Consider the following 21411-nt stretch of genomic DNA (forward strand, 5'->3'; position numbering starts at 1 on the left):
TAATCTCCTTTAAAAAATTAAGTAATATTTAAGTTATTACTTAGAATACAATTCAACAATTAAATATTCATTAATTTCTGCAGATAAATCAGAACGTTCAGGGAATCTTTTAAAAACACCTTCCATTTTACTTGAATTTACTTCTAACCATATTGGTTTTTCTCTTTGCTCAACAAGTTCTAATGCTGCTTTTATTCTTGATTGATTTTGAGATTTTACTCTAATAGAAACTTGATCATTAGGAGCTACTTGATATGAAGAAATATTAACAATTTTTTTATTGACCATAACAGCTTTATGATTAATTAATTGCCTTGATTCTGCACGAGTACAACCAAAACCCATTCGATAGACAACATTGTCTAATCTAGATTCTAATAATTGTAATAAATTAGCTCCAGTATTACCTGTTAAACGCGCTGCTTTTTTATAATAAATTTTAAATTGACGCTCTAAAATACCATATAAACGACGCACTTTTTGCTTTTCTCGTAATTGAACAGCATAATCAGATAATCTAGGTTTTTTAATACCATGTTGTCCAGGCGGTTGCTCTAATTTACATTTTGATTCTATTGAACGAAGTCCTGATTTTAAAAATAAATCAGTTCCTTCTCGTCGACTTAATTTTAATTTTGGACCTATATATTTTGCCATTTTATTTCTCTTTCTATAAAAAGATTTTTAAAAATTACACACGACGTTTTTTAGGAGGGCGACAACCATTATGAGGAATTGGTGTTACATCAGTTATGTTAGTAATACGAAATCCAGCTGCATTTAAAGCTCTAATAGTAGATTCTCTACCTGGACCTGGACCTTTGACCATAACTTCTAAATTTTTTATACCATAATCTTTTACAATCTCAGCACAACGTTCAGCAGCGACTTGTGCAGCAAAAGGAGTAGATTTTCGAGATCCTCTAAAACCAGAACCACCAGACGTTGCCCAACCTAAAGAATTTCCTTGTCGATCAGTAATAGTGACAATAGTGTTATTAAAAGATGCATGAATATGTGCTATACCATCTAAAATTTGTTTTTTAACACGTTTACGTGTACGAATAGCTGATGAATTTTTAATCATAATAAATTCTTACCTAAATTATTTTTTTATCGGTTTTCGAGGGCCTTTACAAGTTCTAGCATTTGTTTTCGTTCTTTGTCCATGCACAGGAAGACTTCTACGATGACGTAAACCACGATAACAGTTTAAATCAATTAAACGTTTAATATTAAGTGTAGTTTCTCTTCTTAAATCTCCTTCAACAATATATTTAGCAACTTGTATTCTTAACATTTCAATTTGTTCTTCATTTAAATCTATAATTTTAGAATATTCAGGAATTTTTGAAATAAAACAAATAAGTTTAGAACGTTTTTTTCCAATACCATATATTGCAGTTAATGCAATTAAAGTATGTTTATTTTCAGGAATATTTATACCTGCAATACGTGCCATATAATGTCTGTCCTATTAATTATTTGCAATAATCATATACGTAAAAATATTTTTTATATAAATTAAATAATATATTTATATTAAATTATCCTTGACGTTGTTTATGTTTTGGATCAGTACGACATATTACTCTCACAACATTTTTTCTTCTAATTATTTTACAATTTCTACATAATACTTTTACAGAAGCTTGTACTTTCATTATCATCCTTAAATATATTAATTTAAATTAGCTTTTTTTAATATAGACTCATATTGATTAGACATAATCAACGTTTGTATTTGAGATATAAAATCCATAATAACTACAACAACAATCAATAATGAAGTACCACCAAAATAAAAAGGAACATTCATAGCACTTCGCATCAATTCTGGAATCAAACAAATAAAAGTAATATAAAAAGATCCAACTAATGTTAATCGTAACATAATTTTATGAATATACTTTGCTGTTTGTTCACCAGGTCGAATACCTGAAATAAAAGCACCTGATTTTTTTAAATTATCTGCTGTTTCACGAGGATTAAAAACTAATGTTGTATAAAAAAAACAAAAAAATATTATTGCAGATACATATAAAATTAAATATAAAGGTTGATTAGGTTGTAAATAAAATAAAATTCTTTTTAACCATATCCATTGATCACTAGATCTAAACCAAGAGATAATAGTAGCAGGAAATAAAACAACACTCGATGCAAAAATAGCTGGCATCACGCCAGACATATTAATTTTTAAAGGTAAATGAGTACTTTGAGCAGTATAAATACGACGACCTTGTTGACGTTGAGCATAATGTACAATGATGTTTCTTTGTCCTCTTTCTATAAAAACTACAAAAAAAATAACTAAAAAAATAACTAACAAAATTATAAAAAACAATAAAAAAGATAAATCACCTTCTCTAGTTTTTTCAATAGTATTTCCAATTGCAGAAGGTAAACCTGCTATAATTCCTATAAAAATAATAATTGAAATACCATTTCCAATACCATATTCAGTAATTAATTCTCCTAACCACATCAAAAATATAGTTCCGGTTACTAAACTTAATATCGCAATGAAATAAAAAGAAAAATTTGGATTAATCATAATTGCATGCGTGCCAATAAGATTAGGAAGGCTTGTAGCAACTCCAACAGATTGTAAAATAGCTAATATTAACGTTCCATATCTAGTATATTGATTAATTTTATGACGTCCTGATTCTCCTTCTTTTTTTATTTCAGATAATGTTGGATATATTAATGTCAATAATTGAATAATAATGGAAGCTGAAATATATGGCATTATTCCTAAAGAAAAAATAGAAGCGCGACTCAGCGCTCCACCAGAAAACATATTAAACATATCAAAAATAGTCCCTTTTTGTTCGTTTAATATTTTAGATAAAATAATAGTATTGATACCAGGAATAGGAATAAAAGAACCAATACGAAAAACAATAAGAGCTACGATCACAAAAATTATTCTTTGTTTTAATTCATTAAAATTTTTTTTAGTCTTTTTAAAATTTGATTCTAGTTTCTTCACCATTATTCAATACTTATCCTTCAATTGTTCCACCAAAATTTTCAATTGCAATACGAGCACCTTGAGTTACACGTATACCTTTGATTATTAATGATTTTTTTATCTTACCTGAAAGAATTATTTTAACATATTTAATATTTTTTTTAATAATATTAGCTGTTTTTAATATCTCAACATTAACAATATCAGTAGTTAAATTTGATAAATCTGATAAACGAACTTCTGCAGTTATATTTTTTTTTCTAGAATTAAAACCAAATTTAGGAAGTCTTCTATATAAAGGCATTTGACCTCCTTCAAAACCACGACGAATACTGCTACCAGATCTAGATTTTTGACCTTTATGACCGCGTCCTGCAGTTTTTCCAAATCCTGAACCTATACCACGACCTAATCTTTTACGATTTTTACGAGCTCCATGCGATGAAATAAGAGTATTTAAATACATTTATACTATTCCTCTTGTATTTTTAAAATATAAGAAATTTTTTTCACCATACCTTGAATCGATTTTGTATTTTCTCTTACTACCGTATGTCCAATATGACGTAATCCTAATCCAATTAATGTTTTTTTATGTTTAGGGAGTCTGCCTATAGAACTTTTGATTTGAGTAATTTTTATTTTTTTCATTAAATATAATTTATCCTAATATATCTTCTACACGTTTATTACGTTTCGCAGCAATCATGTTTGGGGATTTCATATTCATTAAACCATTCATAGTAGCTCGAACTACATTAATTGGATTAGTAGAGCCATAAGTTTTAGCTAAAACATTATGTACTCCTGCTACTTCTAAAACTGCACGCATAGCTCCACCTGCAATAATTCCAGTTCCGTCAGAAGCAGGTTTCATAAAAATATTAGATCCAGTGTGAGATCCTTTTAATGGATGTTGTAAAGTTTTATTAACTAATGGTATAATAACCATATTACGTCTAGCTTTTTCCATAGCTTTTTGAATAGCTGCAGGAACTTCACGAGCTTTTCCATAACCAAATCCAACTTTTCCGTCTCCATTTCCTACTACAGTTAATGCAGTAAAAGAAAATATACGGCCACCCTTTACAGTTTTTGAAACACGATTTACTGTAATTAATTTTTCTTGTAAGTCACTATTATTTTTTTTTTCAAGATTAGCCATGATAAATTTTCACCTTAAAACTTAAGTCCTACTGCACGAGCAGATTCAGCTAATACTTTTATACGACCATGATACTTAAAACCAGATCGATCAAAAGAAACACAATGTATTCCTTTTTTCAAAGCACGTTCTGCAATAATTTTACCTACTAAAGCAGCAGCTATTTTATTACCTGTATATTTTAGATTAGAATTAATATTTTTTTCTAATGTTGAAGCATACGCGAATACTTTTGATTCTATAGAAGAAATAATTTGAGCATACATATGACGTGAAGTACGATGTATAACTAATCTCATCGCGCCTAATTTTTTTATTTTACATCGTGTTTTCATAGATCTGCGTATACGAGAAATGGTTTTTTTTTTACTCAATACAATCATTTTATTTCTTTTTAGCCTCTTTAATACGAACAACTTCGTCTGAATATCGAATACCTTTTCCTTTATATGGCTCTGGTATACGATATGAACGTAAATTAGCTGCAGTTTGTCCTACTAATTGTTTGTCTATCCCTCGAATAATAATTTCTGTTGGAGATGGATTTTCTATATCAATTCCCTTAGGAATATAATATGTAATAGTATGAGAATAACCTAGCGACATATTAATTTTATTACCTTTTATAACTGAGACTCGATATCCTACTCCAGATAATTGTAATTTTTTAATAAATTGTTTTGAGACACCTATAACCATAGAATTTACAAGCGCTCTTGCAGTTCCTGCTTGAGCCCAACCATCAGAAAAACCAAGACGTGGTGAAAACAATATTGTATTATTTACATATTCAATTTTAACAGATTTATTAATAATACGAGAAAGATTACCATATTTCCCTTGTACGGATATACTTTGTGAATATAATTGAACATTAATATCAGAAGGAATGATAATTGGACATTTAGCAATACGAGACATTCTTCCCCCAATTAAGATACATAACAAATAACTTCACCGCCAATACCTTCTTGACGAGCAATACGATCTGTCATAACACCTTGAGAAGTTGAAATTATTGCTATTCCCAAACCAGCCATGACTGTAGGTAAATTCTTTTTATTTTTATATATACGCAAACTAGGACGACTAATGCGTTCAATAGTTTCTACTACTGCCTTTCCTTGAAAATATTTTAAAATAACTTTCAATTGCGGTTTAGTTGTACCAAATATTTCATAATCTTTAATATAACCTTCTTCTTTTAATAATTTTATAATTGATTTTTTTAATTTAGATGAAGGCATTATGATAGAATATTTATTAGCTGACTGACCATTTCGAATACGTGTTAACATATCTGCTATTGGATCATGTATACTCATTTTTTTTAAACTCCAAAAAACTAAAAATATATTTTACCAACTTGCTTTTTTTAAACCAGGTATTTCGCCTTTCATAGCTGCTTCTCTTACTTTGATACGACTTAATCCAAATTTACGTAAAAAAGCATGTGGACGACCAGTTTGACGACATCTATTTCTTTGGCGAGATGGGCTAGAATCACGTGGAAAAGTTTGTAACTTTAATACTGCATTCCAACGTTCTTCTTCTGAACATTTCATATTAGAAATAATTTTTTTTAATTCGTTGCGTTGTATATAAAATTTATTAGCTAATTTCACGCGTTTTATTTCACGTGCCTTCATTGATTGCTTGGCCATTGAATAACCTTATTTTTTATCGACGAAAAGGAAAATTAAAAGCAGACAATAATAAACGACCTTCATCATTAGATTTAGCAGTAGTCGTTATTGTTATATCTAATCCTCGCACGCGATCAATTTTATCATAATCAATTTCAGGAAAAATAATTTGTTCTCTTATTCCTAAACTATAATTTCCTTGTCCATCAAAAGCATTATTAGATAATCCACGAAAATCACGAATACGCGGTATAGCAATTACAATCAAACGTTCAAAAAAATCCCATTTTTTTTGACCACGTAATGTCACTTTACATCCTATTGGATAACCTTGACGAATTTTAAAACTAGCAACAGATTTACGCGCTTTAGTGATAACTGGTTTTTGTCCAGATATTATAGTTAAATCTGATATAGCATTATCTAAAATTTTTTTATCAGAAGCTGATGCTCCCAAACCCATATTTAAAGTAATTTTATCAATTTTAGGAACTTGCATTAAAGAACGATATTTTTTTTGTAACATGAGTTTATTTACAACAATAGATTTATAATAACTATAAAATGTTGTCATTATATCACTCCAAACTATTAAATAGTTTTTTTATTCGATTTAAAAAAACGAATTTTTTTCCCTTCTTCTAATCTAAAACCAACACGATCAGATTTATTAGATTCTGGATTAAAAATTGCAAGATTAGATATATGAATAGGTGCTTCTCTTTCTATTATACCTCCATTTTGGTTTTGAGATGGAATAGGTTTTTGATGTTTTTTAATTAAATTTATTTTATTAACAATAGCTTTATTTGAAGATAAAATTTTTTTAATATTACTTTTTTTACCTTTATCTTTTCCAGTTAATATAATAACCGCATCATTACGACGCAATTTTGATGCCATTTTATATTCCTTAAAATTTGTATTATTAAAAATCTAAAGAACTTCAGGAGCTAATGAAATAATTTTCATAAATTTCTCTGTGCGTAATTCACGAGTTACAGGTCCAAAAATTCGAGTGCCAATAGGTTGTTCATTGTTGTTTAAAACAACACAAGCATTATTATCAAAACGAATAATTGAACCATCAGTTCGTCTAACTCCTTTTTTAGTTCTAACAACTACTGCTTTTAAAACTTCTCCTTTCTTGACTTTTCCTCGAGGAATTGCTTCTTTAATAGTAATTTTAATAACATCACCAATCGCTGCATAACGACGACGTGAACCACCTAATACTTTAATACACATAGCAGAACGTGCACCAGAGTTATCAGCAACACATAAAATCGTTTGTTCTTGAATCATATGTTTAGTACTCCAATAATTTTTATTAATAAATACTAAAAATATTTTTCATAACAACGTTTTTTATTATTTATTAATTTATATATACACCTTAATATTATTTTTATTGTTCTTATTTTAAAATATCGTCTTTTCAATCACGCGAACTAATACCCAAGATTTAGTTTTAGAAATCGGACGAGATTCTCTAATTTCTATTAAATCACCTACATTACATTGATTTTCTTCATCATGAATATGAAGTTTTGTAGTACGTTTAATAAATTTTTTATAAATTACATGTTTAACAAAACGCTCAATAGCAACTACAGCAGATTTTTGCATTTTATTACTAATTACTCGACCTTGTAGCGTTCGAATTTTTTCCATTATTTTAATTTCTCTTTTTCAGCTAATAAAGTCTTAATTTTTGCAATGTTACGTCTTACTATACGCAATAAATGAGGTTGTTTTAATTTTCCAGAAACAGATTGCATACGAAGATTAAATCTTTCTCTTAATAATTGTAAAAGTTCTATATGTAAATCTTTTTTAGTTTTTTTTCTTAACTCTACTATTGCGTTCATTACATCACCATCTTATTTACAAAAGTAGTTTTAATTGGTAACTTGGCTGCGGCTAATTTAAATGCTTCACGAGACTCTGCTTCAGTAACTCCATCTAACTCATAAAGAATTTTTCCAGGTTGTATTAAAGCTACCCAATATTCAACATTTCCTTTTCCTTTACCCATTCTCACTTCTAATGGTTTTTGCGTAATAGGTTTATCGGGAAATATACGTATCCACATTTTTCCTTGTCTTTTAATACAGCGAGTTATAGTTCTCCTTGCAGATTCAATTTGACGAGAAGTTAAACGTCCTCTATCAATGGCTTTTAAACCAAAAGTTCCAAATTCAATATGAGTGCCAGAGGCTAAACCACGATTGCGACCTTTATGCATTTTTCGAAATTTAGTACGTTTTGGTTGTAACATTATTAGTTTCTCTCTTTTTCTTATTTTCTATTTTTACGAAATTGCTTTTTTGCCTGAATAGAAGGTTTCTCTAATTGTTCAATTGTTTGCATACCACCTAATATTTCACCTTTAAAAATCCATACTTTAACTCCTATTACACCATAAGTTGTATGAGCTTCAGAAACACTATAATCAATATTTGCACGTAAAGTATGCAAAGGAACTCTTCCTTCTCTATACCATTCTCTACGAGCTATTTCTGCTCCACCCAAACGACCACTAACCTCAACTTTAATACCTTTCGCACCTTGTCTCATTGCATTTTGAACAGATCTTTTCATTGCACGTCGAAACATTACTCTTCGTTCTAATTGAGAAGTAATACTATCAGATACAAGTTTAGCATCTAATTCAGGTTTACGTACTTCAGAAATATTAATTTGAACTGGAACTTTAGTAATTTTTGCAATAGCTGCTCTTAATTTTTCAACATCTTCTCCCTTTTTACCAATAACAATACCTGGTCTAGCAGTGTAAATAGTTACTCGTATACTTTTTGCTGGTCTCTCAATAATAATGCGAGAAATAGAAGCTTTTTCGAGTGCTTTCATTAAAAACTGACGAACTTTATAATCGCTATCTAAATTATTAGCAAAATCTTTAGTATTAGCAAACCAAACAGAATTCCATTTTTTTATTATACCCAATCGCATACCATTGGGATGTACTTTCTGACCCATCACTGATTCTCCTCAATGTTAACGATCAGATACAATCACAGTAATATGACTAGTACGTTTTAAAATACGATCTGCACGTCCTTTAGCACGTGGCATCATTCTTTTCATGGTTGAACCTTCATTAACAAATATTCGTTTAATTTTTAATTGATCTATATCTATACCATCATTATGTTCTGCGTTAGCTATAGCCGATTCAAGTACTTTTTTAACTAAAATAGCTGCTTTTTTGTTAGTATAAGTTAAAATATTTAATGCTTCTGGTACTTTTTTATTACGTATTAAATTGATGATTAAACGTACTTTTTGAGCTGAAGAACGTGCTTGACGATGTTGAGCTACAGTTTCCATTTACTCCTCTTTATATTTTTTAAAATTAACGTTTTTTACTTTTTTATCAGAAGTATGTCCTCTATAAGTTCGAGTTAAAGAAAATTCTCCTAATTTATGACCTACCATTTCTTCAGTAATAAAAACTGGGATATGATTACGACCATTATGAATTAATATTGTTAAACCTACCATATTTGGAAAAATTGTTGAACGTCTTGACCATGTTTTAATAGGTTTTTTATCATTCATTTTAATTGATTTTTCTATTTTCTTTAACAAACTAATATCAATAAAAGGACCTTTTTTAAGCGAACGTGGCATAATATGATCCTTGTCATAATTATTTTTTACGATGACGTAAAATAAATTTTTCAGTACGTTTATTTTTACGAGTTTTTTTACCTTTGGTCTGAAGACCCCATGGACTTACTGGATGTTTACCAAAATTCCTTCCTTCACCACCACCATGAGGATGATCAATAGGATTCATAGCAGTTCCACGAACAGTAGGACGTACTCCAACCCAACGAGCAGCTCCTGCTTTTCCTAATACTTTTAACATATGCTCAGAATTACCTATTTCACCAATAGTAGCCCGGCAATTAGATTGTACTTTTCTCATTTCTCCAGAACGTAAACGCAAAGTAGCATAATCATTATCTAATGCTACTAATTGAACATAATTTCCTGCAGAACGCGCTATTTGACCACCTTTTCCAGGTTTCATTTCTACATTATGAATTAATGTACCTGCTGGGATATATTTTAATGGTAAAGCATTTCCTATTTTTATAGGAGAGTGTATTCCGGAAATAATAGTATCTCCTATCTTTAAATCTTTTGGAGCTAAAATATATTTTCTATTACCATCTTTATATAATATTAAAGCAATATTAGCAGAACGATTTGGATCATATTCAAATCTTTCTATCATAGCTTCTATACCATCTTTATTTCTTTTAAAATCTATAATACGATATGCTCTTTTATGTCCACCACCAATATGACGAGTCGTGATTCGTCCATTATTATTACGTCCTCCACTTTTGTTTTTTTTTCTCAATAATGAAGAATATGGTTTTCCTTTATGAAGAGAATTATTCATAATTTTAATAACGTGGCGACGACCCGGAGATGTCGGTTTGCATTTAACAATTGCCATTGTTGTGTCCTCCGACTACTCTGTATTACCAATAAAATCTAAATTATAACCTTTTTTAATTTTAATATATGCTTTCTTCCAATTACTTCTTTGAATAATACGGTTAGATTGACGCTTCTTTTTGCCTTTGATTTTTAATGTCCTGATACTATCCACTTCTACATTAAATATTTTTTTTATTGCACATTTTATTTCATATTTTGTAGAATTATTTAATACCTTTAAAACAATAGTATTGAATTTTTCTATAGATGTAGATGCCTTTTCAGAAATATGTGGAGAAAGTAGTATTTTTAGTAAACGTTCTTCAGAAATCATAAAAGTATTTCCTCCACTTTTTTAATTGCTGAAACAGTAATAATAATATGTTCGAAAGCAATTAAACTTACAGGATCTATAGAATATACATCTTTAACATCAACTGAATGTAAATTTCTTGATGCAAGAAATAAATTTTTATCTATTTTTTTTGTTAAAATCAAAACATTTTTTAAATGAATCTTATTTAATTTTTGTACTAATAATTTTGTTTTGGGTAACTCTAATACAAAATTTTCAAAAACTGTTAATCTTTTTTGACGTATTAATTCAGAAAAAATACTTTTTAATGCACCGCGGTACATTTTTTTATTAACTTTATGACTATAGTCTTTTGGTTTTGCAGCAAATGTCACACCACCTGATCGCCAAATTGGACTTCTAAACGATCCAGCTCGTGCACGACCAGTACCTTTTTGACGCCAAGGTTTTCTACCAGATCCAGAAACTTCAGCACGACTTTTTTGTGCCCTTGTACCTTGTCGTCTAGATGCTGAATATGCAATAATAACTTGATGAATTAGAGCTTCATTAAAATCTCGACCAAAAATAATTCTAGAAACACTAAGAACACTTTGTGCGTCTTTCACTACTAATTCCATTTTTTAATCCTCACTACTCATGCCTTGATAGCTGGTTTAACGATAAGATTACTACCGGTGGCACCGGGGACAGAACCTTTTACCAAAAGAAGATTTCTATTTTCATCAATCTGGACTATTTTTAAGCTTTGAACGGTAACGCGATTATTCCCTAATTGTCCTGCCATTTTTTTTCCTTTGAATACTCGTCCCGGAGTTTGATTCTGACCGATAGAACCAGGAACTCTATGAGATAAAGAGTTACCATGAGTTGCATCTTGAGTATGAAAATTCCAGCGTTTTACTGTGCCGCAAAAACCTTTTCCTTTAGAAATACCTGTCACATCAACTTTTTTAACATTATTAAAAAGATCAATTTTAATACTCATTCCTATTTTAAAAATTTGGTCTTTTGTAATTCTAAATTCCCATAAACCACGACCTGGAACTACTCCTGATTTTAAAAAATGACCTGATTTTGGTTTATTAAGTCTATTAATTTTTTTTATGCCTGTCGTTACTTGAATAGCATCATATCGATCAGTATTTATATTTTTTACTTGTGTAATTCGATTATCTTGTAATTCAATTACTGTAACAGGAACTGATGTTCCTTCTTTAGTAAAAATACGAGTCATACCAAGTTTTTTACCAACTAAACCGATCATTTATTAAATACCTTTATTATATCAATCTATATAATTAGCCTAAACTAATTTGCACATCTACACCAGCAGCAAGATCTAGTCGCATTAGTGCATCAACAGTTTTTTCAGTAGGCTCGACTATATCAATTAAACGCTTATGTGTACGAATTTCATACTGATCACGTGCATCTTTATTTACATGTGGAGACACTAAAATAGTAAAACGTTCTTTACGAGTTGGAAGAGGAATAGGTCCACGTACTTGTGCACCAGTTCTTTTTGCTGTTTCAACAATTTCAGTAGTTGATTGATCAATTAATCTATGATCAAAAGCTTTTAAACGAATACGGATTCTTTGGTTCTGCATTAGCCAGAACTCCAATTATTTACAAATGAAAAATTTAATCTTCTCTGAATATATTATTATCTATATTCAAAAGCAGATATTATTAAATTAAAACTATATAACTCCTATATTAGGAATGTTTTTATATTTAGTACAGTTACTGTATATCATATAATTTATTTTTAAAACATTTTTTCTTTAAAATAAATTTTAATTATTTTAAAAGAAAAAATTAATTGTTTTTAAAAACAATCAAGAAAAGAGTATTTTATACTCTTTTCTTAATAAATTCAACTAGATATAAATATAAAATATTGTAACATAATTATTAAATTAAAATTTTTGAAACTACACCAGCGCCAACAGTACGTCCACCTTCACGTATAGCAAATCGTAATCCATCAGTCATAGCAACAGGATTAATTAATGTTACAGTCATTTTTATATTATCTCCTGGCATAACCATTTCAACACCTTCTGGTAATTCAATAGAACCTGTTACATCAGTAGTTCTAAAATAAAATTGAGGACGATATCCTTTAAAAAATGGAGTATGGCGCCCACCTTCTTCTTTGGATAAAACATAAACTTCCGACTCAAATGTTGTATGTGGATGAATACTACCTGGTTTAGCTAAAACTTGACCTCTCTCAATTTCATCGCGTTTTGTTCCACGAAGCAAAACACCTACATTTTCTCCAGCACGACCTTCATCTAATAATTTTCTAAACATTTCTACACCTGTACAAGTAGTTTTAGTTGTTTTTTTAATTCCAACAATTTCTACTTCTTCACCAACTTTAATAACACCTTTTTCTACTCGTCCTGTTACTACTGTACCTCTTCCTGATATAGAAAAAACATCTTCTATTGGTAATAGAAACGGCTGATCTATTGCTCTTTTTGGTTCAGGAATATAACTATCTAAAAATTTAGATAAATCAATAATTTTTGACTCCCATTCAGGATCACCTTCTAAAGCTTTTAGAGCTGAACCTCGAATAATAGGAGTATCATCTCCAGGAAAATCATATTGTGTTAATAAATCACGAACTTCCATTTCAACTAATTCAAGTAATTCTTCATCATCTACCATATCACATTTATTAAGAAAAACAATAATGTACGGTACACCTACTTGTCTTCCAAGTAAAATATGTTCACGAGTTTGAGGCATCGGTCCATCAGTAGCAGCAACAACTAAAATAGCACCATCCATTTGAGCTGCACCAGTAATCATATTTTTTATATAATCTGCATGACCTGGGCAATCTACATGTGCATAATGTCTAAACTCAGTATCATATTCTACATGAGAAGTATTGATTGTGATACCTCTTGCTTTCTCTTCTGGTGCATTATCTATTTGATCAAAAGCACGTGCAGAACCACCATATTTTTTAGATAAAACTGTTGTAATAGCTGAAGTCAATGTTGTTTTACCATGATCTACATGACCAATAGTACCTACATTTATATGAGGTTTTAAACGTTTAAATTTTTCTTTAGACATTATTTTTACCTTAGATAAAATCTTTATTTTAAATGAAAAACATCAAACAAACTTCTACTTTTGTCTTTTATCAATAATATTTTTAGACACACTTATAGGGGCTTCTATATATTTTAAAAATTCCATTGAATAAGAAGCTCTACCTTGAGTTTGTGAACGTAAATCAGTAGCGTAACCAAACATTTCAGATAGAGGAACGCATGCATTTATAATTTTACCTATAGATAAATCTTGCATTCCTTCAATAACACCTCTCCTACGATTTAAATCACCTATAACATCTCCCATATAGTCGTCAGGAGTCTCAATTTCTACTTTCATAATAGGTTCTAACAAAATTGGTGTAGCTTTTTTAAAACCTTCTTTAAATGCTATAGAGGCAGCTAATTTAAAAGCCAATTCAGAAGAATCAACATCATGATAAGAACCAAAATAAAGACGTACACCAATATTAACTACTGGATAACCAGCTAATGGACCATACTTTAATTGTTCTTGAATACCTTTATCTACTGCTGAAATATATTCATTAGGTATCACACCTCCCTTAATATCATTTATAAATAAATATTTTTCTTCTCCTGAATTTAATGGAAATAATTCTATAACAACATGTCCATATTGCCCTCTTCCACCCGATTGTTTAATATGTTTACCTTCAATATCTATCACTTTTTTAAGAATTGTTTCGCGATATGCTACTTGCGGTTGTCCAACATTAGCATCAACACTAAACTCTCTTTTCATACGATCAATTATAATTTCTAAATGTAACTCACCCATACCAGAAATAATAGTTTGATTGGATTCTTGATCAGTTCGAACTCGAAAAGAAGGATCTTCTTTAGCTAATCGTGCTAATGCTAAACCCATTTTTTCTTGATCAACTTTAGTTTTAGGTTCTACGGCAATAGATATAACTGGTTCAGGAAATTCCATACGCTCTAATATAATTGGTTGATTAACATCACATAAGGTATCACCAGTAGTCACATCTTTTAAACCAATTGCTGCAGCTATATCGCCTGCATATACTTCTTTTATTTCTTCTCTTTTATTTGCATGCATTTGTACAATTCTACCAAATCTTTCTCGTTGAGATTTTACTGAATTAAATACAGTATCTCCAGATTTTACTACTCCCGAATAAACACGAAAAAAAGTTAGATTACCTACAAATGGATCATTAGCAATTTTAAAAGCTAAAGCAGAAAAAGGTTCTTGATCATTTGAATTTCTCACAGAATAAGCATGCTGTTTATGATTTACAATACCTTGAATATTTTGAATGTCATTTGGAGCAGGTAAGTATTCAATAATTGCATCTAAAAGAGATTGAACACCTTTATTTTTAAAAGCAGAACCACAAGTAATCAGTATAATTTCATTATTTAAACAACGTTTTCTTAATGCCATTTTAATTTCATGTTCAGATAACTGTATCTCATTTAAATACTTTTCTAACAAATCTTCATTAGCTTCTACTGCAGATTCAATTAAATTTTGATTCCATTTTTTTGCTAATGCAATCATATTTTTTGGAATTTCATTATAAGTAAATGTTAATCCCTGATCAGAATCTGTCCAATAAACAGCTTGCATTTTAATCAAATCAACAACACCAACAAAACTATCTTCTGAACCAATTGCTATCTGTAAAGGCACAGGATTAGCACCTAAACGAGTTTTAATTTGTTTTACAACTCTGAAAAAATTAGCTCCCATACGATCCATTTTATTGATAAAAGCTATTCGGGGAACATTATATTTATTTGCTTGACGCCATACAGTTTCAGACTGTGGCTGTACTCCTCCTACTGCACAGTACACCATTACAGCACCATCTAGCACCCTCATAGAACGTTCTACTTCGATTGTAAAATCTACATGCCCTGGTGTATCAATGATATTAATTCTATGTGATTTAAATTGATTAGCCATACCACTCCAAAAAGTAGTAGTAGCTGCAGAGGTAATAGTAATGCCTCTTTCTTGTTCTTGCTCCATCCAATCCATAGTAGCAGCACCATCATGAACTTCACCAATTTTATGATTAATTCCTGTATAAAATAAAATTCTTTCAGTAGTAGTAGTTTTACCTGCATCTATATGTGCACTAATTCCAATATTACGATATTGAGTAATAGGTGTTATACGAGACATTATCATGCTCTCATTTTTAAATTGTAAAATTTAGACTGTATAAAGTCCAATTAAGATCATTGTCTCAATTTATAGTTTAAAACGTATGATAAAAATTATTATAATATCACCAACGATAATGAGCAAAAGCTTTATTTGCTTCAGCTATTTTATGTACTTCTTCTCTTTTTTTAACTGAAGCGCCTTTATTTTCTACAGCATCATATAATTCATTAGATAAACGTAAAGACATAGATTTATCTACGCGCTTACGCGCAGATTCTACAATCCAACGCATAGCTAAGGCATTTCTTCTTACTGGCCTTACTTCTACTGGAACTTGATATGTAGATCCACCAACACGACGAGATTTGACTTCAACTGTTGGACGAACATTTTCTAAAGCTATTTCAAATGCATCTAATTCATTTTTTTCACAACGTTTAGATAAATTTTTTAATGCAGTATATACAATAACTTCAGCAATAGATTTTTTACCATCTATCATAAGAATATTAATAAATTTAGCTAGTAACTCTGAATGAAACTTTGGATCTGGTAAAATTTTACGAGCATTAATAATACGACGACGTGGCATATAAACTCCATTAAATTTTAGAAGATAAAAAATAAATAAAGATTTTTGTTTTTTATAAAAATTATTTATACTTTTATTTTTTTTACTCCATATTTAGAACGTCCTTTTTTTCGTTCTTTCACACCTGCACAATCTAATGATCCTCTAACAACATGATATCTTACTCCAGGTAAATCTTTAACACGACCACCTCGTATTAAAATTACAGAATGTTCTTGTAAATTATGCCCTTCTCCACCAATATAAGCTGTAACTTCAAAACCATTAGTTAATCGAACACGACATACTTTACGTAATGCTGAATTAGGTTTTTTTGGTGTAGTGGTATAAACTCTAGTACATACTCCTCTTTTCTGTGGACTTTTAGATAATGCTGGAACATTACTTTTAGTAATTTTTCGTACGCGAGGTTTACGGACCAATTGATTAACTGTGGCCATAAAAAACTCCTATTGTTATATTGATTGTCTGAAAAACATAAAAATTTTATAAATAAAAAATATTTACTGTTATTATGAAGAATGTTAGGATTGGATAGATTAATAATGCAATATAGATTAAAATTGTTACCAATTCATTTGTTTTTTATGTTTGAGTGTTAAAGAAACAAAATGAACATAACTAATTAAACTAAATTTTCTAGAAATATTTTTATGAATACCTCGTGCATAAACATCTTCTTTTATCAAATATAATTTCACTGAAGATTTGATAATTTCTTTTAAAAAAATATTATCTTGTAATCCAATTAATACACCATCTTGAAGTCCTAAAAAATCATCTGATTTTTTTAACATACTTATAAGAAGATTCATGTTAGTTTCAAATGGAGATTTCATTAAAGTATGTAACATATTTTTATAGAAACCTTAAAAATTTATTATTAAATCAACATGCTCTAATTTTAAGCGTAATAAATATGCATCTAATATGGTTATATTTAATGTAAAATTTATATTATTATTTAATCCTCTTTCTTTTAATGACGACTCACAACAATACAAATCTTTAATATCATACATAGATAAAATAGAAAAAGCAGGTGTATAATCACGCGATAAAATCTTTTCTAATTTATAATTTTGTATTAATTGCAAAACTCCATCACCTATAAAAAATACACTTATTTTTTTTAAAATTGATGAAAGACCAAAAATAGCATCTAATCCTTCTCTACCAAAACTAGTTCCATGTGGAGCACGAGAAAAAATACACGCAATTTTATTCATTATAATATAAAATACCAAATTAAAATTGTATAAAGCGATCAGAAAGTTTAATAGAATAAGCTAATTCTACTAAACTGCTCAATTGAAAAAAAAATGCTAAATTTCCTATTTGACACGATATATTACAAGATTTTTCATTTTTTAGAATTCCTCTTCTTAAAGCAGAACTATGACAAACATATAATGGTATTTGATATTTTTTTTTTAATTGTTGCCATCCTTCGACTAAATTAAATTCATCTAGTGCAGGTTTAGTCATTTTATTAGCATTTAATACTCCATCACCATAAAAAAACACACTCAATATTTTATGGTTAGTTTTTATTAAAGATTTACAAAACAAAAAAGCTGTACTTGCATTTTGAGTGCCATAAGCTGCACCTGTTACTAATATTGTATAATTCATGATGAACATTTTATACCAATATAATTAAAAAATATTTTATATATTATTTGAAAACTATTATGATTAATATAAATTATAGTTAATCCATTACATCTAATAATTCAATATCAAAAATTAAAGTAGAATTACCTGGTATGCCATTGATTTCTTTTTTTCCATATGCTAAATTTGGGGGGATAACTAATTTAATTTTACCACCTTTTTGGATATATTTTAAACCTTCTTGCCAACCTAATATAACATCTTTTAACATTAAAGAAACAGGACTACCTCGTTTATAAGAATTATCAAATTCTACTCCATTAATTAATGTACCTTTATAATGTACAGTAATTTTTGTATCGTTAGTAATTTTATTGCCCATTCCCTGTTTTTCTACAAGATATAAGAGACCACTTTGTGTTTTCTTAACACCTTTTAATTTAGAAAAATTTTTCATATATGATATTCCTTCAATTAAATTAGTTTTTAAATTTTTTTCAAATTGAATTTTCCTTTCTTTGTTTAAACGTTTTTCAAATTCTGAAAGAATTAATGAAATCTCTTCATGTGATAACTTTAAATTACCAGAAATTGCATCTTCTACGCCTTCTAAAAGGCTGTTTTTATTTATATTAATTCCAATTTTTTTTTGTTTTTCAAAAGATTGATTAACATAACTACCTAATGAAACACCTAAAGCATAACCTAATTTTTCGTTATTATTATGAAATTTATTTTGTATGTCTACATGAGATATTGAATAAAAATCAGATAAAGATCTCGACATTGAAACAGTTTTTGGAACTATACATAATATTAAAAAGAAAAATATTGTTCTTTTAAGAAGAAAAAAAATCATTTTTTTTACTCCAAAAATAAATATATGAAATATTTAACACGTTTTCTCTAAAAAAATTTAAAAATATAATCTTAATAAAAATTTTAAACGAGATATATTTATATATTAATATATATTTTATATACATGTATTTTATATGCATAAAATAGATAAAAATAAGTTTTATAAAATTATTATTCCTTATATTAAATACATAATATTACTATAAATTTTTTTGTTTTAACTATATTTAAAATATTTTTTAAAAAAAACGATAAATAATTGTATGATTATAATCATATCAAATTATTTTATGATGAGTGTAAATATGGTATGGAAAAAATAGCATTTTACGATATGCTTAAAATAATATGTATAAAAAATAAACAATATATTATTAATAATAAACAACATTATAAAATTATTATCTTTATGAATCATCTTTCAATTATTTATTTTTTAATATAAATCAAATTATTGGTGAATTATTTATTATTTTAAAAAAATTATTTTTTTATAACTTTATTTTAATATTATATTTTTAAAAAATTAATAATATGGATAAGCATAATGTTAACAAAAAATTTTTAGATATAAAAAGAAGATTATTAAAACATAAAATATATTTTATTGATAATTTTATAACTATAAAATACTAAATAATCTATAGTTCACATACAAATAATTAAAAAAAATTTATCGAAAAATTAAGAAAAAGTACAATATCTAGAAAAGAATATATAAGATTTATCATTGATTAATATTTATTTATATTTTCTTAACGTTAAAATATTTTTATATTCATTTCATAATATATTTTCTATAAAGTCATCTGACTGAATATTAATTTATCTTATTTTCAGTATGTTCATTAATATCCACATAAATGTTATTATCAACTAGATGATATATAATCATTTTCATATATTTCTAAAAAAAAGTTTTAAAAACTCATAATAAAACATTCATAAAAACAACCATTTTAGTTCATATTAATAGCTAATGAATAATAGATTTTTACTAAAACATATAAAATTATACTCTTTACCTGATTTTTCATTTTTATAAAAAAGTTTTTTTATAACAAAAAAAATTACAAAATTTTTTATTAAAAAAATAAAAATTTTAAGTGAATAATAAAATATACATGATATTTTATTAAAATTAAACTCATTTAATTATGATGCTTGAAACATTTATCCATGTGTAATTTAGTAAGTAATAAAATAAATAATATATATAAGAAATTATTGTTATATTTTATTATCTGTATATTTTATTTTATAAAAAATAATATATTTATAATATTATTATAAAAATTTATCAAAAGGTAAAAAAAATGAAAGATATAAATCGAATAGGACTAACGTGGATTAGTTTTTTGTCATATGCTTTTACAGGCGCATTAGTTGTAGTTACAGGAATGATTATAGGTGATATTTCTGATTATTTTAATTTATCTGTATCTCAAATGAGCAATACGTTTACTTTTTTAAACGCAGGTATATTAACAGCAATATTTTTAAATTCTTGGTTAATAGATATTATATCATTAAAAAAACAACTAATATTTGGTTTTATACTTACTATTTTAGCTATAATTGGAATAGTATTATGTCGTAGCTTATTATTTTTTTCAATTAATATGTTTATTTTAGGATTAGTCAGTGGAATTACAATGTCAATAGGAACATTTATTATTACTCACTTATATTTAGATTCTAAAAGAAGCGCAAAATTATTATTAACTGACTCTTTTTTTAGTATGTCTGGAATGATATTTCCAATTATTACAGCTTATCTCTTAGAAAAAAAAATTATTTGGTATTGGACTTATATATGTATAGGAATAATCTATGTTTTAATTTTTGTTCTTACTATAAATTTAAATTTTGATAAATTTAAAATGAATATTAAAAATGTTCAAGAAACAAAAGAAAAATGGAATTTAAATATATTTTTATTATCTATCTCAGCACTATTTTATATTTTAGGACAGTTAAGCTTCATATCATGGGTGCCTCAATATTCTACAAATATTATGCATATAGATATTAAAAAAACTGGTACTTTAGTAAGTAGTTTCTGGATGTCTTATATGCTTGGTATGTGGTTTTTTAGTTTTGTTATTAAATTTTTTAATTTACATCGTATCTTTATGTTTCTAACTGGTATTTCAACTGTACTAATGTATTTTTTTATTCATAGTGAAAGTTTTATAAAACAACAATATATAATTATTAGTTTAGGTTTTTTTTCTAGCGCAATTTATACTATAATTATTACGATAGCATCATTACAAACAAAACACCCTTCTCCTAAATTAATAAATGTTATTTTGTTATTTGGAACAATTGGAACTTTACTTACATTTATTGTCAGTGGACCAATAGTAAAATATAAAGGATTATATACTACTTTAATTCATGCTAACATATCATACGGAATAGTATTCTTGTTATCTTTATTAATTTATTACAACACAAAATATCAAAAAATAAAATAAAAATATTATCAAATAT

The 21411-nt window shown here is 27.7% G+C and carries 35 protein-coding genes; 1 reads left to right on the forward strand and 34 read right to left on the reverse strand.

Annotated features, from left to right (window positions below; genetic code table 11):
• Positions 1-36: 36 nt before the first annotated feature.
• The 34 genes from rpsD to fkpA all read right to left on the reverse strand — a co-directional run bounded on the left by rpsD (position 37) and on the right by fkpA (position 18910).
• On the reverse strand, positions 37-657 hold the full coding sequence (rpsD, locus tag BUAMB_RS02365; protein ID WP_014500172.1) for a 30S ribosomal protein S4: 621 nt from the start codon (positions 655-657) through the stop codon (positions 37-39).
• Positions 658-691: 34 nt separating this feature from the next.
• The gene (rpsK, locus tag BUAMB_RS02370) at positions 692-1087 is read right to left on the reverse strand and encodes a 30S ribosomal protein S11 (RefSeq protein ID WP_014500173.1); all 396 of its coding nucleotides are present in this window, start codon (positions 1085-1087) and stop codon (positions 692-694) included.
• Between the two features lie 18 nt (positions 1088-1105).
• Positions 1106-1462, reverse strand: a complete 357-nt coding sequence (gene rpsM / locus BUAMB_RS02375; protein WP_014500174.1) for a 30S ribosomal protein S13 — start codon at positions 1460-1462, stop codon at positions 1106-1108.
• An 85-nt stretch (positions 1463-1547) separates the two neighbouring features.
• On the reverse strand, positions 1548-1664 hold the full coding sequence (gene rpmJ, locus BUAMB_RS02380) for a 50S ribosomal protein L36 (RefSeq protein ID WP_014500175.1): 117 nt from the start codon (positions 1662-1664) through the stop codon (positions 1548-1550).
• Between the two features lie 17 nt (positions 1665-1681).
• Positions 1682-3001 (reverse strand): preprotein translocase subunit SecY, encoded by a 1320-nt coding sequence (gene secY / locus BUAMB_RS02385; protein WP_014500176.1) that lies wholly within the window; start codon positions 2999-3001, stop codon positions 1682-1684.
• 10 nt (positions 3002-3011) lie between these two features.
• Positions 3012-3446, reverse strand: a complete 435-nt coding sequence (gene rplO, locus BUAMB_RS02390; protein WP_014500177.1) for a 50S ribosomal protein L15 — start codon at positions 3444-3446, stop codon at positions 3012-3014.
• A gap of 5 nt (positions 3447-3451) precedes the next feature.
• Positions 3452-3631: a 50S ribosomal protein L30 gene (gene rpmD, locus BUAMB_RS02395; RefSeq protein WP_014500178.1), complete on the reverse strand. Its 180-nt coding sequence runs from the start codon at positions 3629-3631 to the stop codon at positions 3452-3454.
• A gap of 10 nt (positions 3632-3641) precedes the next feature.
• Positions 3642-4145 (reverse strand): 30S ribosomal protein S5, encoded by a 504-nt coding sequence (gene rpsE / locus BUAMB_RS02400; protein ID WP_014500179.1) that lies wholly within the window; start codon positions 4143-4145, stop codon positions 3642-3644.
• 14 nt (positions 4146-4159) lie between these two features.
• On the reverse strand, positions 4160-4528 hold the full coding sequence (gene rplR / locus BUAMB_RS02405) for a 50S ribosomal protein L18 (protein ID WP_014500180.1): 369 nt from the start codon (positions 4526-4528) through the stop codon (positions 4160-4162).
• A 1-nt stretch (position 4529) separates the two neighbouring features.
• Complete coding sequence (gene rplF / locus BUAMB_RS02410) at positions 4530-5066, reverse strand: 50S ribosomal protein L6 (protein WP_014500181.1); 537 nt, start codon at positions 5064-5066, stop codon at positions 4530-4532.
• Positions 5067-5077: 11 nt separating this feature from the next.
• On the reverse strand, positions 5078-5470 hold the full coding sequence (gene rpsH / locus BUAMB_RS02415; protein ID WP_014500182.1) for a 30S ribosomal protein S8: 393 nt from the start codon (positions 5468-5470) through the stop codon (positions 5078-5080).
• Positions 5471-5503: 33 nt separating this feature from the next.
• A complete protein-coding gene (gene rpsN, locus BUAMB_RS02420) occupies positions 5504-5809 on the reverse strand; it encodes a 30S ribosomal protein S14 (protein WP_014500183.1) in 306 nt (101 codons plus the stop codon).
• A gap of 16 nt (positions 5810-5825) precedes the next feature.
• Positions 5826-6365: a 50S ribosomal protein L5 gene (rplE, locus tag BUAMB_RS02425; protein WP_014500184.1), complete on the reverse strand. Its 540-nt coding sequence runs from the start codon at positions 6363-6365 to the stop codon at positions 5826-5828.
• Between the two features lie 17 nt (positions 6366-6382).
• Positions 6383-6694, reverse strand: coding sequence for a 50S ribosomal protein L24 (rplX, locus tag BUAMB_RS02430; protein ID WP_014500185.1), 312 nt, complete (start codon positions 6692-6694; stop codon positions 6383-6385).
• Positions 6695-6727: 33 nt separating this feature from the next.
• Positions 6728-7096 (reverse strand): 50S ribosomal protein L14, encoded by a 369-nt coding sequence (gene rplN, locus BUAMB_RS02435; RefSeq protein ID WP_014500186.1) that lies wholly within the window; start codon positions 7094-7096, stop codon positions 6728-6730.
• 117 nt (positions 7097-7213) lie between these two features.
• On the reverse strand, positions 7214-7468 hold the full coding sequence (rpsQ, locus tag BUAMB_RS02440; protein WP_044035075.1) for a 30S ribosomal protein S17: 255 nt from the start codon (positions 7466-7468) through the stop codon (positions 7214-7216).
• On the reverse strand, positions 7465-7662 hold the full coding sequence (gene rpmC, locus BUAMB_RS02445; RefSeq protein ID WP_014500188.1) for a 50S ribosomal protein L29: 198 nt from the start codon (positions 7660-7662) through the stop codon (positions 7465-7467). The genes rpsQ and rpmC overlap by 4 nt, the downstream gene beginning before the upstream one ends.
• The gene (rplP, locus tag BUAMB_RS02450) at positions 7662-8072 is read right to left on the reverse strand and encodes a 50S ribosomal protein L16 (RefSeq protein ID WP_014500189.1); all 411 of its coding nucleotides are present in this window, start codon (positions 8070-8072) and stop codon (positions 7662-7664) included. Before rplP ends, rpmC begins: the two co-directional genes overlap by 1 nt.
• A 20-nt stretch (positions 8073-8092) precedes the next feature.
• Positions 8093-8794: a 30S ribosomal protein S3 gene (rpsC, locus tag BUAMB_RS02455; protein ID WP_014500190.1), complete on the reverse strand. Its 702-nt coding sequence runs from the start codon at positions 8792-8794 to the stop codon at positions 8093-8095.
• An 18-nt stretch (positions 8795-8812) separates the two neighbouring features.
• Positions 8813-9145, reverse strand: coding sequence for a 50S ribosomal protein L22 (gene rplV / locus BUAMB_RS02460; protein ID WP_014500191.1), 333 nt, complete (start codon positions 9143-9145; stop codon positions 8813-8815).
• Positions 9146-9448 carry a 30S ribosomal protein S19 gene (gene rpsS / locus BUAMB_RS02465; RefSeq protein WP_014500192.1) on the reverse strand — a complete coding sequence of 101 codons (303 nt, stop codon included), beginning with the start codon at positions 9446-9448 and terminating at the stop codon, positions 9146-9148. It lies immediately after the preceding gene.
• Positions 9449-9467: 19 nt separating this feature from the next.
• The gene (rplB, locus tag BUAMB_RS02470; protein ID WP_014500193.1) at positions 9468-10289 is read right to left on the reverse strand and encodes a 50S ribosomal protein L2; all 822 of its coding nucleotides are present in this window, start codon (positions 10287-10289) and stop codon (positions 9468-9470) included.
• A gap of 15 nt (positions 10290-10304) precedes the next feature.
• Positions 10305-10607, reverse strand: a complete 303-nt coding sequence (rplW, locus tag BUAMB_RS02475; RefSeq protein WP_014500194.1) for a 50S ribosomal protein L23 — start codon at positions 10605-10607, stop codon at positions 10305-10307.
• Positions 10604-11209 carry a 50S ribosomal protein L4 gene (rplD, locus tag BUAMB_RS02480; RefSeq protein ID WP_014500195.1) on the reverse strand — a complete coding sequence of 202 codons (606 nt, stop codon included), beginning with the start codon at positions 11207-11209 and terminating at the stop codon, positions 10604-10606. Before rplD ends, rplW begins: the two co-directional genes overlap by 4 nt.
• 17 nt (positions 11210-11226) lie before the next feature.
• Positions 11227-11856 (reverse strand): 50S ribosomal protein L3, encoded by a 630-nt coding sequence (gene rplC / locus BUAMB_RS02485; RefSeq protein ID WP_014500196.1) that lies wholly within the window; start codon positions 11854-11856, stop codon positions 11227-11229.
• Positions 11857-11890: 34 nt separating this feature from the next.
• Positions 11891-12202: a 30S ribosomal protein S10 gene (rpsJ, locus tag BUAMB_RS02490; RefSeq protein WP_009874476.1), complete on the reverse strand. Its 312-nt coding sequence runs from the start codon at positions 12200-12202 to the stop codon at positions 11891-11893.
• A 307-nt stretch (positions 12203-12509) separates the two neighbouring features.
• Positions 12510-13694, reverse strand: a complete 1185-nt coding sequence (tuf, locus tag BUAMB_RS02495; RefSeq protein ID WP_014500197.1) for an elongation factor Tu — start codon at positions 13692-13694, stop codon at positions 12510-12512.
• Between the two features lie 54 nt (positions 13695-13748).
• Positions 13749-15857, reverse strand: coding sequence for an elongation factor G (fusA, locus tag BUAMB_RS02500; protein WP_014500198.1), 2109 nt, complete (start codon positions 15855-15857; stop codon positions 13749-13751).
• Positions 15858-15963: 106 nt separating this feature from the next.
• Positions 15964-16434 carry a 30S ribosomal protein S7 gene (rpsG, locus tag BUAMB_RS02505; RefSeq protein WP_014500199.1) on the reverse strand — a complete coding sequence of 157 codons (471 nt, stop codon included), beginning with the start codon at positions 16432-16434 and terminating at the stop codon, positions 15964-15966.
• Between the two features lie 65 nt (positions 16435-16499).
• Positions 16500-16874, reverse strand: a complete 375-nt coding sequence (gene rpsL, locus BUAMB_RS02510; protein WP_014500200.1) for a 30S ribosomal protein S12 — start codon at positions 16872-16874, stop codon at positions 16500-16502.
• Positions 16875-17000: 126 nt separating this feature from the next.
• Positions 17001-17288, reverse strand: a complete 288-nt coding sequence (gene tusB / locus BUAMB_RS02515) for a sulfurtransferase complex subunit TusB (RefSeq protein WP_014500201.1) — start codon at positions 17286-17288, stop codon at positions 17001-17003.
• Positions 17289-17303: 15 nt separating this feature from the next.
• Positions 17304-17663: a sulfurtransferase complex subunit TusC gene (gene tusC / locus BUAMB_RS02520; protein ID WP_014500202.1), complete on the reverse strand. Its 360-nt coding sequence runs from the start codon at positions 17661-17663 to the stop codon at positions 17304-17306.
• A 19-nt stretch (positions 17664-17682) separates the two neighbouring features.
• Complete coding sequence (gene tusD / locus BUAMB_RS02525; RefSeq protein ID WP_014500203.1) at positions 17683-18069, reverse strand: sulfurtransferase complex subunit TusD; 387 nt, start codon at positions 18067-18069, stop codon at positions 17683-17685.
• Between the two features lie 79 nt (positions 18070-18148).
• A complete protein-coding gene (fkpA, locus tag BUAMB_RS02530; RefSeq protein WP_014500204.1) occupies positions 18149-18910 on the reverse strand; it encodes an FKBP-type peptidyl-prolyl cis-trans isomerase in 762 nt (253 codons plus the stop codon).
• 1318 nt (positions 18911-20228) lie between these two features.
• Between fkpA and tsgA the strand changes: the two genes are divergently transcribed.
• Complete coding sequence (gene tsgA / locus BUAMB_RS02540) at positions 20229-21395, forward strand: MFS transporter TsgA (protein ID WP_014500205.1); 1167 nt, start codon at positions 20229-20231, stop codon at positions 21393-21395.
• Positions 21396-21411 lie beyond the last annotated feature (16 nt).

The sequence above is a fragment of the Buchnera aphidicola str. Ua (Uroleucon ambrosiae) genome, assembly GCF_000225465.1.
GTDB lineage: Bacteria > Pseudomonadota > Gammaproteobacteria > Enterobacterales > Enterobacteriaceae > Buchnera > Buchnera aphidicola_B.

Coding starts and splice junctions, on each gene's coding strand:
- rpsD (WP_014500172.1), bottom strand. CDS start 657: ATGGCAAAATATATAGGTCCAAAATTAAAATTAAGTCGACGAGAAGGA.
- rpsK (WP_014500173.1), bottom strand. CDS start 1,087: ATGATTAAAAATTCATCAGCTATTCGTACACGTAAACGTGTTAAAAAA.
- rpsM (WP_014500174.1), bottom strand. CDS start 1,462: ATGGCACGTATTGCAGGTATAAATATTCCTGAAAATAAACATACTTTA.
- rpmJ (WP_014500175.1), bottom strand. CDS start 1,664: ATGAAAGTACAAGCTTCTGTAAAAGTATTATGTAGAAATTGTAAAATA.
- secY (WP_014500176.1), bottom strand. CDS start 3,001: ATGGTGAAGAAACTAGAATCAAATTTTAAAAAGACTAAAAAAAATTTT.
- rplO (WP_014500177.1), bottom strand. CDS start 3,446: ATGTATTTAAATACTCTTATTTCATCGCATGGAGCTCGTAAAAATCGT.
- rpmD (WP_014500178.1), bottom strand. CDS start 3,631: ATGAAAAAAATAAAAATTACTCAAATCAAAAGTTCTATAGGCAGACTC.
- rpsE (WP_014500179.1), bottom strand. CDS start 4,145: ATGGCTAATCTTGAAAAAAAAAATAATAGTGACTTACAAGAAAAATTA.
- rplR (WP_014500180.1), bottom strand. CDS start 4,528: ATGATTGTATTGAGTAAAAAAAAAACCATTTCTCGTATACGCAGATCT.
- rplF (WP_014500181.1), bottom strand. CDS start 5,066: ATGTCTCGTATTGCTAAATGTCCAATTATCATTCCTTCTGATATTAAT.
- rpsH (WP_014500182.1), bottom strand. CDS start 5,470: ATGAGTATACATGATCCAATAGCAGATATGTTAACACGTATTCGAAAT.
- rpsN (WP_014500183.1), bottom strand. CDS start 5,809: ATGGCCAAGCAATCAATGAAGGCACGTGAAATAAAACGCGTGAAATTA.
- rplE (WP_014500184.1), bottom strand. CDS start 6,365: ATGACAACATTTTATAGTTATTATAAATCTATTGTTGTAAATAAACTC.
- rplX (WP_014500185.1), bottom strand. CDS start 6,694: ATGGCATCAAAATTGCGTCGTAATGATGCGGTTATTATATTAACTGGA.
- rplN (WP_014500186.1), bottom strand. CDS start 7,096: ATGATTCAAGAACAAACGATTTTATGTGTTGCTGATAACTCTGGTGCA.
- rpmC (WP_014500188.1), bottom strand. CDS start 7,662: ATGAACGCAATAGTAGAGTTAAGAAAAAAAACTAAAAAAGATTTACAT.
- rplP (WP_014500189.1), bottom strand. CDS start 8,072: ATGTTACAACCAAAACGTACTAAATTTCGAAAAATGCATAAAGGTCGC.
- rpsC (WP_014500190.1), bottom strand. CDS start 8,794: ATGGGTCAGAAAGTACATCCCAATGGTATGCGATTGGGTATAATAAAA.
- rplV (WP_014500191.1), bottom strand. CDS start 9,145: ATGGAAACTGTAGCTCAACATCGTCAAGCACGTTCTTCAGCTCAAAAA.
- rpsS (WP_014500192.1), bottom strand. CDS start 9,448: ATGCCACGTTCGCTTAAAAAAGGTCCTTTTATTGATATTAGTTTGTTA.
- rplB (WP_014500193.1), bottom strand. CDS start 10,289: ATGGCAATTGTTAAATGCAAACCGACATCTCCGGGTCGTCGCCACGTT.
- rplW (WP_014500194.1), bottom strand. CDS start 10,607: ATGATTTCTGAAGAACGTTTACTAAAAATACTACTTTCTCCACATATT.
- rplD (WP_014500195.1), bottom strand. CDS start 11,209: ATGGAATTAGTAGTGAAAGACGCACAAAGTGTTCTTAGTGTTTCTAGA.
- rplC (WP_014500196.1), bottom strand. CDS start 11,856: ATGATCGGTTTAGTTGGTAAAAAACTTGGTATGACTCGTATTTTTACT.
- rpsJ (WP_009874476.1), bottom strand. CDS start 12,202: ATGCAGAACCAAAGAATCCGTATTCGTTTAAAAGCTTTTGATCATAGA.
- tuf (WP_014500197.1), bottom strand. CDS start 13,694: ATGTCTAAAGAAAAATTTAAACGTTTAAAACCTCATATAAATGTAGGT.
- fusA (WP_014500198.1), bottom strand. CDS start 15,857: ATGTCTCGTATAACACCTATTACTCAATATCGTAATATTGGAATTAGT.
- rpsG (WP_014500199.1), bottom strand. CDS start 16,434: ATGCCACGTCGTCGTATTATTAATGCTCGTAAAATTTTACCAGATCCA.
- rpsL (WP_014500200.1), bottom strand. CDS start 16,874: ATGGCCACAGTTAATCAATTGGTCCGTAAACCTCGCGTACGAAAAATT.
- tusB (WP_014500201.1), bottom strand. CDS start 17,288: ATGTTACATACTTTAATGAAATCTCCATTTGAAACTAACATGAATCTT.
- tusC (WP_014500202.1), bottom strand. CDS start 17,663: ATGAATAAAATTGCGTGTATTTTTTCTCGTGCTCCACATGGAACTAGT.
- tusD (WP_014500203.1), bottom strand. CDS start 18,069: ATGAATTATACAATATTAGTAACAGGTGCAGCTTATGGCACTCAAAAT.
- fkpA (WP_014500204.1), bottom strand. CDS start 18,910: ATGATTTTTTTTCTTCTTAAAAGAACAATATTTTTCTTTTTAATATTA.
- tsgA (WP_014500205.1), top strand. CDS start 20,229: ATGAAAGATATAAATCGAATAGGACTAACGTGGATTAGTTTTTTGTCA.